The organism is Bacillus sp. JJ1532, assembly GCF_036965085.1.
Classification (GTDB): domain Bacteria; phylum Bacillota; class Bacilli; order Bacillales; family Cytobacillaceae; genus Cytobacillus.
Map to the genome: position 1 here is coordinate 1 of NZ_JBALOW010000114.1, position 17,253 is coordinate 17,253.

A 17,253-nucleotide genomic window follows, 5' to 3' on the forward strand; every position below is an offset into this window, starting at 1 on the left:
CACTGAAAGTGTTTCGTTTTTTTATAGAACAGGATACGAAGAATTATAATACAGAATTTATAGAAGGGAATTACTTAAAAAACGTGAAAACGTTGTAAAAACTTAATATCAAGTAGTTGACGGGAGAAATAATGTGATTTAAACTTAAAATCATTGATAGAAATGTGTATCAATTCTGTTGCAAATTTAATTGATACAGAATAAGATAGAATATGAGTTAACAACAATAGAAGTTATAAACTTAAGAAAATGGAAACCTAATGAAGCAGGGAATCTAGGCAATTATTTATTTCTGAATATTTTCTTTTTTTACCAAATACAATTCACTCTGCTTTGGCTTTCTATTTTAACTTAGTTTTGGGCAATCTAGAAATTGTATTGTACTCATATTATTAAGTCTCTTTTAAAATAATGGAAAGGGTGACTCGTATGGCTTCTAATACAAGATTGGCACAATTAGATGTTAAGAAGCAGCTTGAAAATGTTGAAGAACAATTTCAAACGTTTCAAATTCTTAATGAGGAAGGAAAAGTAGTAAATGAATCTGCAATGCCTGATTTAAGTGATGAGCAGCTTCAGGAATTAATGCGTCGGATGGTATATACACGCATACTAGATCAACGCTCTATTTCTTTAAATAGACAAGGAAGACTTGGGTTTTATGCACCAACAGCAGGACAAGAGGCTTCTCAATTAGCTTCCCAATTTGCTTTAGAGAAAGAAGATTTTATTCTTCCTGGGTATCGTGATGTTCCGCAAATGATTTGGCATGGTCTGCCATTATCTCAAGCTTTCTTATGGTCAAGAGGACACTATGAGGGTGGGAATATTCCAGAAGGTGTAAATGTTATAGCTCCGCAAATTATTATCGGTGCTCAATACATTCAAGCAGCAGGGGTAGCACTAGGAATGAAAAAACGTGGAACAAAAGCAGTTGCTGTGACTTATACAGGAGATGGCGGTACTTCGCAAGGTGACTTCTATGAGGGAATTAACTTTGCAGGTTCTTATGGGGCTCCAGCAATTTTTATTGTTCAAAATAATAGATTCGCTATTTCTACTCCAGTTTCTTTACAAACTGCAGCTAAAACACTTGCTCAAAAAGCTGTTGCAGCTGGAATTCCAGGAATTCAGGTTGATGGAATGGATCCATTGGCTGTTTATGTGGCTGTACGAGAAGCGCGTGAGCGTGCAATCAATGGGGAAGGCCCAACATTAATTGAGACCCTAACTTACCGATATGGTCCTCATACGATGGCAGGAGACGATCCTACACGCTACCGTACAGCTGATCTTGATAATGAGTGGGAAAAGAAAGACCCGCTTGTCCGTTTCCGCAAGTTCTTAGAGGATAAAGGAATTTGGAATGAAGAAATGGAAAATGAAACAATTGAAAAAGCTAAAGAAGATATTAAAGTTGCGATAAAACAAGCAGATGATACACCTAAACAAAAAGTAACTGATCTCATTTCAATCATGCATGAAGAAGCAGGAATGCCTTATAACTTAAAAGAACAATATGAAATATATAAAGAAAAGGAGTCGAAGTAAGCTATGGCGCAAATGACAATGATTCAGGCAATTACTGATGCCTTACGCACAGAATTGCAAAATGATCCGAATGTTCTTGTATTCGGAGAAGATGTGGGCGTAAACGGTGGCGTGTTCCGTGCTACTGAAGGCCTTCAAAATGAATTCGGCGAAGAGCGTGTATTTGATACACCTCTAGCTGAATCTGGAATCGGCGGCCTTGCGGTTGGTCTTAGCTTACAAGGCTTCCGTCCAGTACCTGAAATTCAATTTTTCGGATTCGTATATGAAGTAATGGATTCTATTTCTGGACAGCTGGCACGTATGCGCTATCGTTCTGGAGGGAGATATAATGCGCCTGTGACTATTCGTTCACCTTTTGGGGGAGGCGTACATACTCCAGAAATGCATGCTGACAGCTTGGAAGGGTTAATGGCTCAACAGCCTGGGGTAAAGGTTGTCATTCCATCAACACCTTATGATGCAAAAGGGCTTTTAATTTCTGCCATTCGTGATAATGACCCAGTCATTTTCCTTGAGCATATGAAATTATACCGTTCTTTCCGTCAAGAAGTACCTGAGGAAGAGTACACAATTCCATTAGGTAAAGCTGAAGTGAAGCGTGAAGGAAAAGACTTGTCGATCATTACGTATGGAGCAATGGTGCATGAAGCATTAAAGGCTGCTGAAGAATTGGAAAAAGAAGGCTATTCTGCAGAGGTAATCGATTTACGTACAGTATCACCAATTGATATTGATACTATTATTGCATCGGTTGAAAAAACAGGACGTGCGATTGTCGTTCAAGAGGCTCAAAAACAGGCTGGTATTGCTGCTAATGTTGTAGCAGAAATAAATGACCGTGCAATCTTAAGTCTTGAAGCTCCTGTCCTTCGCGTTGCAGCGCCGGATACAGTTTTTGCATTCCCGCAAGCTGAAACAGTTTGGCTTCCAAACTATAAGGATATTATTGAAACTGGTAAGAAAGTATTAACTTTCTAAAAAGCAGGTAATTATGTTCTTTCGAAGGGGAGAATGAAGGAAGTAATAGAAAATCGGTACAAATACCGATTTTCTTCTTTCCAGCTTCTGTCCTTCCTTATATTGTTAGTGTAGGAGGATGATTCTAAATGTCATTTCAATTTAAATTGCCTGACATTGGTGAAGGGATCCACGAAGGGGAAATAGTTAAGTGGTTCGTTAAAGCAGGCGATAAAGTACAAGAAGATGATGTATTATGCGAAGTTCAGAATGATAAAGCAGTTGTAGAAATTCCTTCACCTGTTAAAGGAACGGTTGAAGAAATTTTAGTCGGGGAAGGAACTGTTGCAACTGTTGGCCAAGTTCTTATTACATTTGATGCGCCTGGATATGAAAATTTAAAATTCAAAGGCGATGAACATCAAGAAGATGATAAGCCCGCAGATCAAGCTCCAGAGAAAACGGGTGAAGCTGAAGTAAATCAAGCCGAAACTCAAACAAGTGCTAAATCTGACCGCCGAATTATCGCGATGCCTTCTGTTCGGAAATATGCTCGTGATAAAGGTGTTGATATTCAGCAAGTAGCGGGAAGCGGTAATAATGGCCGGGTCTTAAAAACCGACATTGATTCGTTCTTAAGCGGGGGAGTTCAAGTCCAGCAACCAGTGGCTCAAGAACAAGAAACAACGGCAGCACCTGAAGAAGTGGCAGCTGCTCCAGTTCAAAAAGTTATTCCACAAGGGCAATACCCTGAAACTCGCGAAAAAATGAGCGGCATCCGTAAAGCAATTGCAAAAGCGATGGTAAACTCAAAACATACAGCTCCACACGTGACTTTAATGGATGAAATTGAAGTGACAAAGCTTGTAGCTCATCGTAAAAAGTTCAAAGAAGTTGCTGCAAATAAAGGAATTAAGTTAACGTTCCTTCCATATGTAGTGAAGGCATTAACAAGTGCTTTACGTGAATACCCAGTATTGAATACATCAATTGATGACGCCGCACAAGAAATTATACAAAAGCATTATTACAATATTGGTATAGCAGCAGACACTGAAAAGGGTCTTTTAGTACCAGTTGTAAAAGATGCTGATCGTAAATCTATGTTTGCAATTTCAAATGAAATTAGTGAGCTTGCTGCAAAAGCGCGTGATGGCAAGTTATCTTCTGAGGAAATGAAAGGGGCTTCCTGCACAATTACAAATATTGGATCAGCAGGCGGACAATGGTTTACCCCTGTTATCAATCACCCAGAAGTTGCTATTTTAGGCATTGGACGTATTTCGGAAAAGGCAATTGTAAAAGACGGTGAAATTGTTGCAGCTCCAGTATTAACATTATCATTAAGCTTTGACCATCGCATCATTGATGGCGCAACTGCCCAGAATGCGTTAAATCATATTAAACGTTTATTAAACGATCCTGAACTATTGTTAATGGAGGCATAAAACATGGTAGTAGGAGATTTCCCAATCGAAACAGATACAATTGTCATTGGCTCAGGTCCTGGCGGGTATGTGGCTGCTATTCGTGCAGCACAGCTCGGCCAGAAAGTGACTATCGTTGAAAAGGCAAATTTAGGCGGTGTTTGCTTAAACGTGGGATGTATCCCATCTAAAGCATTGATTGCTGCAGGACACCGTTATGAAACAGCTAAGCATTCTGATTCAATTGGGATTACAGCTGAGAATGTAACTGTTGATTTTACAAAGGTACAGGAATTTAAAGCCGGTGTAGTGAAAAAACTTACTGGCGGTGTGGAAGGTCTATTAAAAGGAAATAAAATTGATATTGTACGTGGTGAAGCATATTTTGTTGATGCCAACACTCTCCGTGTTATGGATGAAAACTCAGCGCAAACGTATACCTTTAAAAATGCAATCATTGCAACAGGTTCACGTCCAATTGAGCTTCCAACATTTAAATATTCAAAACGTGTTCTAGATTCAACAGGGGCACTTTCTCTTCAAGAAATCCCTGAAAAAATCGTTGTTATTGGCGGCGGGGTAATTGGAATTGAACTTGGCGGTGCTTATGCGAATTTCGGAACACAGGTAACAATCCTTGAAGGCGCAGATGATATCCTCCTTGGTTTTGAAAAGCAAATGACGGCTCTTGTCAAACGTAACCTTAAGAAAAAAGGTGCCGAATTTATCACGAAAGCACTTGCAAAAGGTGTTGAAGAGAGTGAAAATGGTGTCACTGTGAAGTATGAGGTTAAAGGTGAAGAGAAAACTCTTGAAGCAGATTATCTCTTCGTTATGGTAGGAAGACGCCCAAATACTGACGAATTAGGCTTAGAGCAAGTAGGCATAAAAATGAGTGACCGCGGCGTAATAGAAATAGATAAGCAATGCCGTACGAATATCAGCAATATTTATGCAATTGGTGATGTTGTTGCAGGTCCTCAATTAGCACATAAAGCCTCATACGAAGGGAAAATTGCTGCTGAAGCCATTGCAGGACATAGCTCTGAAATTGATTATCTAGGGATTCCTGCAGTCGTATTCTCTGATCCAGAACTTGCTTCAGTAGGTTATACTGAACAGCAAGCTAAGGAAGAAGGTATTGAGGTAATTGCCTCTAAATTCCCATTTGCGGCAAATGGCCGTGCACTTGCGTTAGATGCAACAGATGGGTTTGTTAAGCTAATCACACGTAAAGAAGATGGCTTGGTGATTGGTGCTCAAATTGCTGGAGCAAGTGCATCAGATATGATTGCAGAATTAGGCTTAGCTATTGAAGCGGGTATGACGGCTGAAGATCTTGCAATGACCATTCATGCTCACCCAACATTAGGCGAAATTACAATGGAAGCTGCAGAAGTTGCACTAGGCAGTCCGATCCATATTATTAAATAACATAATCAGAAAAGTCCTTTTCCAATTGGAAAAGGACTTTTTTATATGTATAGGACTATACGTTAATTGCTTGTCGACCATTCACTTTTTAAGGCATCTGATAAAGGTTTGATTATTTGTTCTGTTGAAGTATCACCCTTAATTTTGACGATTACTTTTTCTTGATGAATGATTAAGATAGTGGGGCTGCTCTGGACATCAAATGCTTCATAATATCTTTTGGCTTTGTCGCTTGAGATAATTTTCATATTTTTAATTTCGTCTGGAAATTCCTTCTTTAGCTCGATAATCGCATCATAGTAGGAGGCTTCCTCTTCATAATCCTTTTCATTTGAAAAGAAAATAATTTGCTTTCTATTATTATCAAAAATCAGTTCATCTTGAGGTTTAAAATGATTGCATGAGGTAATAAACAAGAAAGAGGCTATGAAAAAAAGCAAAAACACTTTCATATTCTATTCCTCACTTTTTCATTATTTGTATCAGTTACTTAAGTTTAATTATCCAATTATTAGAGATTAATAAGTATTTTATCATAAAAAATGGATATTAGTGACTTGTCACCTAAATGTTACAGAAATGAAAAATAAGATGAGCAGGTTCAACATATATTACTTAGACATATATCTTTGGAACTTGGCTCTCAATCAATTTTTGCTAATAAGAGATATGAAATAACAAATCTGGTGGTGGAAAAATGAAGGTATATACTGCATTGCTGCTGCAGCTAATTATATGGAGCGGCTACACCTTTATTGAGTGGCTATCGAGGTACGATCAGCTTATTTTTAAAGTACTGATGTTCTTCGTATTTTTATATTTAGCTATCATCATTGGAAATTACATTGTGAGATCAGTAAAAAAAACATTCTTTGTTACAGCACTTAGCTTGTCTTTATATGCATCGTTTCATTTTACAATGACTTTAATGGGAGTTTGAGCTGAGGGAAGGGAAAAAGAGCCCTTATTTTGGCTCTTTTAATTGACGTCCACTGAAAAATCTAGAAATGATGTAGTATAAAGAGAAGAAAAATAGATAAAAACAAATAAACGAAAATAGGAAGGGTATTACCTTAAAGTTTGTTTCTTTCTCAAGAGGAGAGGTAAACTTTAATTCTAAAGGGTAATCATGTTCAGCTTCAGGCAGAGAATTCCGTTGTTCAGCGAAAGGAAAAGGTCCGCCAAATAAAATGTCCTGACTTAATTGTGCAGGTTTTGTCTCGAAATAGGAGACGAAAATAATAGGAGTACTTAAAGTGATGACAAGAGCTAATACTCCAAAGAAAATTATTTTTTTTGTTAACAATTTATTCACCTCATTAGATTGCAAAATAGAAGAACAGCCTTTTGCTGTTCTTCTATTTATTTACTATTTTCTATTATTTTCTGGGATAAAAATACATAACTCTTCCATTGAATAAATGCAATTCGCCTTTTAGCTTCTTTGCTAAATAGCGGCAAAACTCGTTAGCTTTCCCTTTATCGCCGAATGTAGCTGATTCCGGCAACGTTACTTGAATATATGATTGTTCCCGATCGGATCCATCTTCGTTCCGAATTGTTTCTTGGTCTATTCCTAGTAAAATTGTGTGATACCTGTCATTGTTGGAGTGCAGATAGAACCATTTCCCTTTTCCCTCGGGTTTTTCTTTTATTTCATATGGAAAAGCAGCTTCATTGTACTTCCAATCAACTTGGTCACCTGTTTTCGCAGTAATGGCTTTATAGTATTGAAATAATTCTTTTACTTCATCTGTCGTAATATGTTCTTTTTCTGATGAAGGCACGAGTTTTATGTATGCGTTACTTGCCAACATCCATCCCCCCATTTTTTCAAAAGATAAGAAAGTATAACTTTTCTCGAATTTGAGAACTGTCTAGCTTCAGCGCCTACCCCCTCAAGGTCACAAGCCAATCCTCACAAAAAGGTAAAGAACACCTTTCCGTGAGGCTCGTCTTGTGCTTGTCGGGGGTGGGCAAGGCGCTTCCGCTTTTCTTATAATACTTTCCCTTTCATTCTAGCACTGAATAAAAACGAATAACAGCTTTAACAAAGATTTTTCACAAAAACCTTGTAATGCAACTGAATTTAAATTATAATAATATTCTAAATATTAAAATTAAAGGAGGAGTAATATGGATCTATTTGAAAAGCTCTATGATGAGCATGAAAATGTGAAGGTCCGATTTGTTGGTTTTACTACTGAACTAACACGCTATGATTTTGGGATTGTGTTTACAAATTTATTTTTCGGAAAACCTCTTGTTGTATGTATGCAAACTGGCCGCTCCACACTCCTCGACCCTAAGGACCTCGAAGATGCTGAACATTTGCAACACGCCTTTAAATTGGATAATCGCCACCAAGCAGAAGACTTATGTGAATTTTTTAAGCTCACCTTACCAGCGACTACTTTCCATACCCAATATGAATGAGAAGAACAGGCTGAAAATAGCCTGTTTTATTTCTTAATGTGACATACAATTAACCCTTGATAAAACAATTGTGTTATATTATTATGTAATTAACGATGATTAAGCGTTTTCAAATTGATCTTAATTACAAAGGGGAATGAAAGAATGGGTACAATTGTATGCCAAGCGTGTAATTCTACAATTGATTATTTCGAAGATGAGAAAGTAACAGTTCTATATTCCAAGGCAGATTGCAGCTGCTGTGAGGGAAGCCATCATCAAGAAGAAATATAATAATAAATTTCGTTTATAAATAAAACCTTCCCAATTTATTTCGGGAAGGTTTTTCTTTGAATTTCTTTTCTATCTGATAGCTTTATACTCTTTAATCACTCGCAAATATTTAAAATCATAATCTTCTGGCCCTTGAACAGGAAGGCCAGCTTCCATGTTTGTTTTAATATAAGTAAGATTTTCTTTCGTTATGATTTCTCCCGGAATAAAAATAGGAATACCAGGAGGATAGACCATAATAAATTCTGCAATGATTCTTCCTTCTGATTCATCAAAAGGAACGAGTTCAGTTTCAGCATAGAAGGCATCGCGAGGAGAAACGGCCAATACAGGAATATCAGGCAATAATACCTGAGTATCAAGCTTTTCAGTTAATCCGTGTCTTTCCGCAGATAATTCTTGAAGCGCCTTTACTAACATATCCCCCTCATATTCAGTATCTCCAGGCGTAATAATACAAAGGATATTATATAGGTCAGACATTTCGACTTCAATATTGTACTTTTCACGTAGCCACTTTTCTACATCAAACCCATTTAACCCAAGATCCTTAACAGAAATAATCAGCTTTGTTGGATCATAGCCATGTGCAGCATCAGACTCAAGGATTTCTTCTCCAACACAATAGACATGCTCAATTTCATTTATGCGCCGGCGTATAGACTGTGAAAGTTCTATTGTTTTATCGATTAATTCTTTTCCTTCATTAACTAGGCGTTTCCTAGCAACATCCAAGGAGGCAAGCAATAAATAGGATGTTGATGTTGTCGTAAGCATACTTAGAATGGTCTGTACCCTTTTGGCTGAAACAAGGTTTCCACGCATATTTAATATCGAGCTTTGTGTCATCGATCCGCCAAGCTTATGAACACTAGTTGCTGCTAAATCAGCGCCTGCTTGCATGGCGGATAGCGGTAATTCATCATGAAAATGAATGTGAACACCGTGCGCTTCATCTACAAGAACGGGGACTTGATATGAATGAGCAATTTCAACAATTTTCTTCAAGTCAGCCGAAATTCCGAAATAGGTTGGGTTAATGACGAGAACTCCTTTTGCATCAGGGTGCTGTTCAAGAGCCCTCGAGACAGATTCGGTTGTAATTCCGTGAGAGATCCCAAGTTCTTTATCGATTTCGGGATGAATAAATATCGGGGTTGCACCCGAAAAAACAATCGCTGACATGACTGATTTATGAACATTTCTTGGAACAATTATTTTTTCTCCAGGTCCGCAAACGGCCATGACCATTGTCATAATTGCTCCGCTTGTTCCTTGTACAGAGAAGAAGGTTCTGTCTGCACCAAAAGCTTCTGCAGCTAAATCTTGAGCCTCTTTAATCATACCCTTAGGCTGATGAAGATCATCAAGAGGACCGATATTAATAAGGTCTATTGAAAGTGCGTTGTGGCCAATGAATTCTCTGAATTCGGGATCAATTCCCGCTCCTTTTTTATGGCCTGGTATATGAAATTGAATTGGATTTTTTTTAGCATGTGCAAGTAAGCCGCTAAATAACGGTGTTTCTAATTGTGACAATGTATTTCCACACCTCTTTAATTATAATTTTGCATCACAAAAAGTCATAAAACATTTGAATTATAGCACTATTCCCTTTCTTTGCATAGAAAATTTGATGAGTAATAATCGTATTATTTTTTTTAGGAGAAAATTATCTTATCTTCTTTAGTTTTAGATGTTAACAGGAAAATATAACAGTAAAATAGAAGTTAACATACATAAGGGTTTGAAGGAGGTTTTTTTATGAACTGGAATACAAGAGTAACAGAATTATTAAACATTAAATACCCGATCATACAGGGAGGGCTTGCCCATCTTGCTTACTCAGATTTAGCAGCTGCTGTTTCGAATGCTGGAGGACTTGGACAAGTAACGGCAATGTCATTAGAAAGCCCGGATGCTTTAAGAGAAGAAATTCGAAAAGTGAAGATATTGACGAATCAGCCATTTGGTGTTAATTTTGCCATCGGGCAGCATGGCAGGCCATTTTCACACTATTTAGATGTGGCGATTGAGGAAGAGGTTCCTGTTATTTCGATGACTGGTGGAAACCCAGCTCCCATTTTTGAGCAATTAAAAGGGGTAAATGTGAAAAAGCTAGTTCTCGTTGCGGCAAAAAGGCAGGCAGTGAAAGCTGAAGAGCTTGGTGCAGATGCGGTTATGGTTGTCGGACAAGAGGGGGGAGGTCATTTAGGACGAGACGATATTGGAACGTTCGTATTAACCCCTCAAGTCGTAGATGCAGTTTCCATCCCTGTAATCGCTTCAGGAGGGATTGGGGATGGCAGGGGGCTTATGGCGGCCCTTAGCCTTGGTGCAGAGGGCATTGAAATGGGAACGAGATTTATTGCGACTAAGGAGTGTATTCATGCATCAGACATCTATAAAAAAAGGCTTGTCGAAGGAAGTGAAAATGATACTGTTGTTATTAAAAAAACAATAGGGGCTCCGGCCAGAGTCATTTCTAATTCATGGACAGAGAAAATTCTAGCAATTGAGGAGCAAAATGGCGGCTTTGAGCAATTGAAAGACTTGATTAGCGGGAAGGCTAATAAAAAATATATTCACGAAGGGATAGAGGAAGAAGGATTTGCTTGGGCAGGGCAAGTAATGGGACTAATTAATGATGTTCCAACTGTACAAGAACTATTTAGTCGAATGATCTCAGATGGAGAGAGTATTCGCAAAAAATGGACAATGTAATACATAAATAATGTTTTAGGCAAAAGAGGTGACAGAAATGGAATACCAATACCCAATTGACCCAGATTGGTCAACAGATGAAATAATTGATGTTATTCATTACTTTCAGTTAGTTGAGGAGATCTATGGGAAAGGTGTAAACCGTGAAAAATATTTAGATGCGTATAGAAGATTTAAAGAAATCGTTCCAGGTAAAGCCCAGGAACGAAATATTTGCAATGAGTTTGAAGAGGTAAGCGGCTTTTCAGCATATCATACATTAAAGGCTGTAAAAGAGTCAGAAGCAGGAAAAGAGGTTAGAATTAAGAAATAAAAAAATGTGAATAATGGCATGTGGCCGCCTAAAAAAGCCATAGGGGCCACTGCCTATTTTCTCTCTCTTTTGTTTAAAACATTTTATACAAAGGTATTAATGTTTTAAAAACAGATTCTGCATTTTCAAGAAAAGCATGAGGATCCATTTCTATTGCTTCTTTTCTTGGAATATGTAAGCCGCATAAAATCTCCGTTTTTTTTACTTTTTGTAACCGAATAAACATGTCTTTTAAGTCTTCTTTAGTCAGTTCTCCATGCAGCTGTCCCATCGGTTTAGTGTGATCTGCAGACCAAACAAAGTGTTTAGGAGTTTGTTTATAAATTTTATTTAAATTCTTTTCTAATTTTTTTCCGAAGTCTTCTTTATTAGGAGCTTCATATATAAGAGCAAACCAGATGAAAACATGTGTTTCCCAAAGTCCTATTTGAAAATGAGGCAGCATTTTATAACCCCGAGGATTACTTGCATAGGCAACCCAGGTGTCCTTAGGAGGGTTTACTGTCCGGCGTGCATGTTTGGCTACATGTGGATACATTTCATCTCCAGTCTGAATGGCAAGCATTGGAGCAAAATATTGTCCTAATTCATCAAGTTTTGGTCGTATATGAGTAATTAAGGCCTCCATCCGGTCCTCTAGTCCATCGATCTTAAAAACATCAAAATCTTTATTCGTAAATCCTGAAAATGACATTTGCAACCTCCTCAAAACTAAACAGTATTAATTATCCAAAATACTTAGTCATTATCAAAAAAAATATATTCTGAAATATTGTAGCATACCTGTTCATAAACAAAAACCGCTATGCTTCAGGCATTTTTGTAAATATAGGTATTCACACATATTTGTTGCAACTGACTCAAATTCCTCATATTATAAATAAATAATAGTCAGAAAATTTAAACTAGATTTTTAGAAAGGGGTGATTTTTATGAAACAACTGATGAACACAGTTAAAAACAAAGCAGGCGAAAGAGAACGTACCGCAGTCCTTCGATTAGAATTAGATTACGAACTAGCAACATTATTTGATGCAATGAATGATAAGAATGAAGATTTACAATTGAAAAGTAAACAAAAACTTGAAAAAATCAGACAAGAACTTTTACGCCTTAAAGCACTTTAACTAAAGTGTCTGAATGAAAGAGGTAAAGGGGAAAGAAAATAGAAAATGTATATTGAAATTAGACTTAACCTATAACAACGAACTCCTTCACCAAATTTGGGAGTTCGTTTTGTTGTTTTTTCAATAAACGATTAAATTTATTACTACTGTGAAAGGATAATGCTTGAAGTGTCATTCTGCTTCAATTAAGCTATTGTTATTTATTGTATGATTAATAAATATCCCTTTAGGTGAAATAGCGAGTATGCGGGATGATGGGGAGGGTTCAACCACAATGAATTGGACAGAAATTAATAATTGTGCAACGAAATGGATTAAAGAAGCTGGAGAAAATATCAAAAGGTCCTTTAGTAAAACCCTAGTCATTCAAACAAAAACGAATGCAAATGACTTAGTAACAGATATTGATAAAAGTACAGAGCAATTTTTCATTAAAAAAATAAAGGAAAGTTTTCCCGACCATAAAATCCTAGGTGAGGAAGGTTTTGGTGACAAGTTAAATAATTTAACTGGTGTTGTTTGGATCATTGACCCAATAGATGGGACAATGAACTTCATACATCAGCAGAGGAATTTTGCAATTTCTATTGGAATTTATGAAGACGGTGTTGGGAAGGTTGGTTTAATATACGATGTTGTTCACGATGAGCTTTATCATGCAATGAAGGGGAGCGGGGTATTTCTAAATGATCTACCATTGCCTCCGCTAGAGAAAGTGTCTATTTCGGAAGCCGTTATTGGAATAAATGCCACATGGGTTACTGAAAATAAACGCATTGATCCAGCTCTCTTATCTCCATTAGTGAAGGATGCACGAGGAACTCGTTCATATGGATCTGCCGCTTTGGAGATGGCGTATATTGCTTCAGGCAGGCTAGATGCTTATATCACGATGCGTCTTGCACCATGGGATATTGCAGCTGGGATTATATTGGTTGAAGAACTTGGCGGTCTTGCCACTACATTAAAGGGCGATGCTTTAAGCATGCTTGAAAATAATACAGTTTTTATTTCAAAACCAGGCCTTCATCAGGAAATAATGGAGAAGTATTTAAATAATGGCAAATGGTAAAAAAATGACCGTCCAATAAACTTGGCGGTCGTTTTTTTATCTTATAGAAGTCCGCTTTCTCTCAATTTCTTCTTTGTTTTAAATCCAAAGCCCATTGTCAAAATTAATAATATGATTGCGCCAATAATCCCTGCAACACTTTTTTCAGCAATTGCAACTCCAATTCCCATCATGCATAGTGCGGCCGCAATCGCAAAAGCTAATAATGGCCATTTGATTTGTTTCATTTTATGTAACCTCCCATTTTGGGTGTTTATTTTGCCTCTTATGAAAAACATTGTCTACAAATAATTATTTTACACAAAAACGATTTAAGTTTCCACTATATTTATGATATAATGTCTCAGTTATAGATTTGAAAAAGTGAAATTGATGTTAATTGTTAAATACAGGTAGGAGGAACTTCCTTGAAACTTAGAGAAGACATTCGAAATATTGCTATCATCGCTCACGTTGATCATGGTAAAACAACAATGGTTGACCAGCTGCTTAAGCAGGCTGGCACTTTTAGATCTAATGAGCATGTTGAAGAACGTGCAATGGATTCAGGTGACATTGAAAGAGAACGCGGAATTACTATTTTAGCAAAAAATACCGCGATTCAGTATAAAGATACAAAAATTAATATTCTTGATACACCTGGACACGCTGATTTTGGCGGTGAGGTAGAGCGTATCATGAAAATGGTTGATGGTGTTCTGCTTATCGTTGATGCTTATGAAGGCTGCATGCCACAAACACGCTTTGTTCTTAAAAAAGCATTAGAGCAAAATTTAACACCGATTGTTGTAGTCAATAAAATTGACCGTGATTTTGCCCGTCCAGAGGAAGTAATTGATGAGGTGCTAGATTTATTTATTGAACTGGAAGCAACTGAAGATCAGCTTGAATTTCCGGTTATCTACGCATCAGGTATCAATGGTACAGCAAGTACGGATCCATCTAAACAAGACGAGAACATGCAGGCTCTATATGATGCGATAGTAAATCATATTCCGGCACCAGTAGACAATCGTGAAGAACCTTTACAGTTTCAAGTAGCTTTACTTGATTATAATGATTATGTAGGTAGAATTGGTATAGGACGAGTGTTTCGTGGAACGATTAAAGTTGGTCAGCAAGTGGCATTAATGAAGCTAGATGGTTCCATTAAACAATTTCGGGTAACAAAAATCTTTGGTTTCTTTGGTCTTAAACGCCAGGAAATTGAAGAAGCTTATTCCGGGGATTTAATTGCTCTATCAGGCATGGAGGATATCAATGTTGGTGAGACCGTATGTCCTGTTGAACATCAAGAGGCTTTGCCAATTCTTCGTATCGATGAACCAACATTGCAAATGACATTTCTTGTGAACAATAGTCCGTTTGCCGGCAGAGAAGGTAAATACCTTACTTCTAGAAAAGTGGAAGAAAGACTCCGTTCACAACTGCAGACAGATGTAAGTCTTCGAGTCGATAATACAGATTCTCCAGATGCGTGGATTGTTTCAGGCCGTGGAGAATTACACTTATCTATATTAATTGAAAATATGCGCCGTGAAGGATATGAGCTTCAAGTATCCAAGCCAGAGGTCATTGTAAGGGAAATTGATGGTGTGCGATGCGAGCCTGTTGAACGTGTGCAAATCGATGTACCTGAAGAGCATACAGGTTCTATTATGGAATCAATTGGAGCTAGAAAAGGCGAAATGATTGATATGATTAATAATGGGAATGGTCAAGTACGCTTAATCTTTAATGTTCCAGCCCGTGGGCTAATTGGTTACACAACTGAATTCCTAACATTAACACGCGGTTACGGAATCATCAATCATACTTTTGATAGCTATCAGCCAATGGCACAAGGACAGGTCGGCGGAAGACGTCAAGGTGTTCTCGTCTCCATGGAAAGCGGAAAGTCTTCAACCTATGGGATAATGCAGGTAGAGGATCGTGGAACAATCTTTGTCGAGCCAGGAACGGAAATTTATGAAGGAATGATTGTCGGGGAGCACAATCGTGAAAGTGACCTCACAGTTAATATTACGAAAGTTAAGCAAGCTACAAATGTTCGCTCTGCAACGAAAGAACAAACGACAACAATGAAGAAGCCGCGTATTATGACGCTTGAAGAAGCTTTAGAATATTTAAACGAAGATGAATATTGTGAAGTAACACCAGAATCAATTCGTTTACGTAAAAAAATCCTTGATAAAAATGAACGTGAAAGAATTGCGAAAAAGAAAAAATATGCTGAAATGAGCTAAAAAACTTTTAAGGGGGAGAAGAAAATGGTTGATATAAATGAACGGCTGTCTTTTTTCGCTGCTTTATTTAAAGTGCAAGAAAATTCAAGCTTAGGAATGTGGATGTTATATTTGACCATTATTTTGCTCTGTATTATTGTATTTAAATTAGGTTTTGCGAAAAAATTGCCGTTAGCAAAATCGGCTATTATCTATCTCTTTCTTATTCTAGGGTGTACTGTCCTGACATTCTTTGCAGTATTCCTCCCGATTACAGAAGGCTTAGTAGTTGCAGCATTAATATTAATTATTTACAAAATCCGTCTTCATCAGTCAAAAAAGCAAGAAGGAAAACAGGTGTAGGATGGAGATGATATAATATGAAATCATTACAAGATACTTTGTATAATTGGCTATCGATTAAAGTTGTTATTTTGGAACGGCCAGATGATAAAGCTGCAGCTGAAACAGTAAAAATGTTTGAGGATATGCTAATAGAAGAGCACGGACTATCAGATATTCAAATTGAAAAAGATGAAATCATGTACTATGTTCACTTTGATCAAGACGGAGAAAGAAAAAAATCCCGTTTTCCAATAGAACTTATTGAAGTCATGCTGAATCAGATTAAATCGGAACCTGAAAAATATGTAAATTACCCAGAAGAGTAGGATTTTATATGACAAAAGAGGGAGGCAAAGGCCTCCCTCTTTTGAATTGTCTAACTCCAGCGCCTACCCCCTCGAGGTCACAAGCCAATCCTTCCAGAAAGGTAAAGAACACCTTTCCGAAAGGCTCGTCTTGTGCTTGTCGGGGGTGAACAAGGCGCTTCCGCTTTTCTTGTTACCATTCTTCTTCCTTTACTTTGCTTTGGTACAATTTAAAGTTGCCAGTTTCCATTCTTTTTTGGGTATTTGCTGTTATTCTAGCTTCACAATCCTTACACATATAAGTATGGATCGGCCTGTTCCTAAGTCTTTTTGCCTGAAATGATTGATCTTCAATGGATTCAATTTTATCACATAAAACACATTTAACTCTCATCGCGTACACCTCAAAACTATTTTCATAAATGATTTATTCATTGCCTTGTAATCCTATTCGTTTGGTAAGTTCACTAAAGCCTATTATAATTATATATGATGTATATCTTTAATACGACTTTCTTTTTGTATGCTGATAATATGTATCGGTTGAAAGTTAAGGATGGGCATAATATGATGTAGAATGAAGGAGGAATTTGAATGGCAAATCAAGTAGAACCAAAATTAATTAAACCACTTTTTGATGCATTGCAGCAAGAAAGGTTTGTCACGTTATCGACAATTGATTTCGAAACGGGCGGACCAAATGTTAGTGCCATTTCATGGGTACTGGCCAAAGATGAAGGGACTATTCAATTTGCGGTTGATAATCGTTCAAGAATTGTTCAAAACATAAAAGAGAACAAAAAGGCGGTAATTAATTTAATCGCAAATGAATCTACATATTCCATAACAGGAGATGTTACTGTTAAGGAGGAAAAGCTAGATGGTGTTCCATTAAAGCTTGCTCTTCTAGAATTGTCTATTCATGAAGTACGGGATGTCATGTTCTACGGTTCCAAGATTATTTCTGAACCCCAATATGACAAAACATATGATAAGGATGCAGCAGCACGTCTAGATAAACAGGTAATGGACGCAATGAAAAAGGCCTAGTCGAATGACTG

22 protein-coding genes are annotated in these 17,253 nt (G+C 37.3%); 15 read left to right on the forward strand and 7 right to left on the reverse strand.

From position 1 onward, the window contains the following. Positions 1-429 precede the first annotated feature (429 nt). The 4 genes from pdhA to lpdA all read left to right on the forward strand — a co-directional run bounded on the left by pdhA (position 430) and on the right by lpdA (position 5,372). Complete coding sequence (gene pdhA / locus V7122_RS23955) at positions 430-1,551, forward strand: pyruvate dehydrogenase (acetyl-transferring) E1 component subunit alpha (protein WP_335348409.1); 1,122 nt, start codon at positions 430-432, stop codon at positions 1,549-1,551. Positions 1,552-1,554: 3 nt separating this feature from the next. Then, positions 1,555-2,532 (forward strand): alpha-ketoacid dehydrogenase subunit beta, encoded by a 978-nt coding sequence (locus V7122_RS23960; RefSeq protein ID WP_335348408.1) that lies wholly within the window; start codon positions 1,555-1,557, stop codon positions 2,530-2,532. A gap of 128 nt (positions 2,533-2,660) precedes the next feature. Then, a complete protein-coding gene (locus V7122_RS23965) occupies positions 2,661-3,959 on the forward strand; it encodes a dihydrolipoamide acetyltransferase family protein (protein ID WP_335348407.1) in 1,299 nt (432 codons plus the stop codon). A 3-nt stretch (positions 3,960-3,962) separates the two neighbouring features. Further along, positions 3,963-5,372: a dihydrolipoyl dehydrogenase gene (gene lpdA, locus V7122_RS23970; protein ID WP_335348406.1), complete on the forward strand. Its 1,410-nt coding sequence runs from the start codon at positions 3,963-3,965 to the stop codon at positions 5,370-5,372. A 62-nt stretch (positions 5,373-5,434) separates the two neighbouring features. Here the strand turns inward: lpdA and V7122_RS23975 are convergent, their stop codons facing one another. Beyond that, on the reverse strand, positions 5,435-5,824 hold the full coding sequence (locus tag V7122_RS23975; RefSeq protein WP_335354287.1) for a small peptidoglycan-associated lipoprotein: 390 nt from the start codon (positions 5,822-5,824) through the stop codon (positions 5,435-5,437). Positions 5,825-6,069: 245 nt separating this feature from the next. Here V7122_RS23975 and V7122_RS23980 point away from each other — a divergent pair, with 245 nt between their 5' ends. Then, positions 6,070-6,312 carry a hypothetical protein gene (locus V7122_RS23980; protein ID WP_335354286.1) on the forward strand — a complete coding sequence of 81 codons (243 nt, stop codon included), beginning with the start codon at positions 6,070-6,072 and terminating at the stop codon, positions 6,310-6,312. A gap of 24 nt (positions 6,313-6,336) precedes the next feature. Here V7122_RS23980 and V7122_RS23985 read toward each other — a convergent pair whose 3' ends face one another. Together V7122_RS23985 and V7122_RS23990 are read right to left on the reverse strand one after the other, a co-directional pair. Then, the gene (locus V7122_RS23985; protein WP_335354285.1) at positions 6,337-6,678 is read right to left on the reverse strand and encodes a hypothetical protein; all 342 of its coding nucleotides are present in this window, start codon (positions 6,676-6,678) and stop codon (positions 6,337-6,339) included. Positions 6,679-6,751: 73 nt separating this feature from the next. Continuing rightward, positions 6,752-7,186 carry a DUF1885 family protein gene (locus tag V7122_RS23990; protein WP_335354288.1) on the reverse strand — a complete coding sequence of 145 codons (435 nt, stop codon included), beginning with the start codon at positions 7,184-7,186 and terminating at the stop codon, positions 6,752-6,754. A 322-nt stretch (positions 7,187-7,508) separates the two neighbouring features. Between V7122_RS23990 and V7122_RS23995 the strand changes: the two genes are divergently transcribed. Further along, positions 7,509-7,808, forward strand: a complete 300-nt coding sequence (locus tag V7122_RS23995; RefSeq protein WP_335354284.1) for a DUF3055 domain-containing protein — start codon at positions 7,509-7,511, stop codon at positions 7,806-7,808. Between the two features lie 144 nt (positions 7,809-7,952). Further along, positions 7,953-8,081, forward strand: coding sequence for a GapA-binding peptide SR1P (locus V7122_RS24000; RefSeq protein ID WP_335344750.1), 129 nt, complete (start codon positions 7,953-7,955; stop codon positions 8,079-8,081). Positions 8,082-8,150: 69 nt separating this feature from the next. Here the strand turns inward: V7122_RS24000 and V7122_RS24005 are convergent, their stop codons facing one another. Continuing rightward, positions 8,151-9,620, reverse strand: coding sequence for an aminotransferase class I/II-fold pyridoxal phosphate-dependent enzyme (locus tag V7122_RS24005; RefSeq protein WP_335344751.1), 1,470 nt, complete (start codon positions 9,618-9,620; stop codon positions 8,151-8,153). Positions 9,621-9,845: 225 nt separating this feature from the next. On the opposite strand from V7122_RS24005, the gene V7122_RS24010 reads away from it, so the two are divergent. After that, entirely contained in the window at positions 9,846-10,805 is a 960-nt protein-coding gene (locus V7122_RS24010) for an NAD(P)H-dependent flavin oxidoreductase (protein ID WP_335344752.1), read from the forward strand. A 37-nt stretch (positions 10,806-10,842) separates the two neighbouring features. Next, positions 10,843-11,118, forward strand: a complete 276-nt coding sequence (locus V7122_RS24015; RefSeq protein WP_335344753.1) for a UPF0223 family protein — start codon at positions 10,843-10,845, stop codon at positions 11,116-11,118. 73 nt (positions 11,119-11,191) lie between these two features. Here V7122_RS24015 and V7122_RS24020 read toward each other — a convergent pair whose 3' ends face one another. Further along, complete coding sequence (locus V7122_RS24020) at positions 11,192-11,812, reverse strand: YktB family protein (protein ID WP_335354283.1); 621 nt, start codon at positions 11,810-11,812, stop codon at positions 11,192-11,194. A 238-nt stretch (positions 11,813-12,050) separates the two neighbouring features. On the opposite strand from V7122_RS24020, the gene V7122_RS24025 reads away from it, so the two are divergent. Together V7122_RS24025 and V7122_RS24030 are read left to right on the forward strand one after the other, a co-directional pair. After that, positions 12,051-12,245, forward strand: a complete 195-nt coding sequence (locus tag V7122_RS24025) for a hypothetical protein (RefSeq protein WP_335344755.1) — start codon at positions 12,051-12,053, stop codon at positions 12,243-12,245. A gap of 274 nt (positions 12,246-12,519) precedes the next feature. Continuing rightward, positions 12,520-13,317, forward strand: coding sequence for an inositol monophosphatase family protein (locus V7122_RS24030; RefSeq protein WP_335344756.1), 798 nt, complete (start codon positions 12,520-12,522; stop codon positions 13,315-13,317). A gap of 41 nt (positions 13,318-13,358) precedes the next feature. Here V7122_RS24030 and V7122_RS24035 read toward each other — a convergent pair whose 3' ends face one another. Further along, positions 13,359-13,544 (reverse strand): DUF5325 family protein, encoded by a 186-nt coding sequence (locus V7122_RS24035; RefSeq protein WP_335344757.1) that lies wholly within the window; start codon positions 13,542-13,544, stop codon positions 13,359-13,361. 180 nt (positions 13,545-13,724) lie between these two features. On the opposite strand from V7122_RS24035, the gene typA reads away from it, so the two are divergent. Genes typA through V7122_RS24050 form a run of 3 tightly spaced genes read left to right on the forward strand, consistent with a single transcriptional unit; the run spans position 13,725 to position 16,213 of the window. Next, positions 13,725-15,563 carry a translational GTPase TypA gene (typA, locus tag V7122_RS24040; RefSeq protein ID WP_335344758.1) on the forward strand — a complete coding sequence of 613 codons (1,839 nt, stop codon included), beginning with the start codon at positions 13,725-13,727 and terminating at the stop codon, positions 15,561-15,563. 24 nt (positions 15,564-15,587) lie between these two features. Continuing rightward, positions 15,588-15,905, forward strand: coding sequence for a YlaH-like family protein (locus tag V7122_RS24045; protein WP_335344759.1), 318 nt, complete (start codon positions 15,588-15,590; stop codon positions 15,903-15,905). A 17-nt stretch (positions 15,906-15,922) separates the two neighbouring features. After that, complete coding sequence (locus tag V7122_RS24050; RefSeq protein WP_335344760.1) at positions 15,923-16,213, forward strand: hypothetical protein; 291 nt, start codon at positions 15,923-15,925, stop codon at positions 16,211-16,213. Between the two features lie 172 nt (positions 16,214-16,385). On the opposite strand, the gene V7122_RS24055 is transcribed toward V7122_RS24050, so the two are convergent. Continuing rightward, positions 16,386-16,586: a YlaI family protein gene (locus tag V7122_RS24055; RefSeq protein WP_315668405.1), complete on the reverse strand. Its 201-nt coding sequence runs from the start codon at positions 16,584-16,586 to the stop codon at positions 16,386-16,388. A gap of 200 nt (positions 16,587-16,786) precedes the next feature. Here V7122_RS24055 and V7122_RS24060 point away from each other — a divergent pair, with 200 nt between their 5' ends. Continuing rightward, the gene (locus tag V7122_RS24060; protein WP_335343877.1) at positions 16,787-17,242 is read left to right on the forward strand and encodes a pyridoxamine 5'-phosphate oxidase family protein; all 456 of its coding nucleotides are present in this window, start codon (positions 16,787-16,789) and stop codon (positions 17,240-17,242) included. Positions 17,243-17,253: the final 11 nt, after the last annotated feature.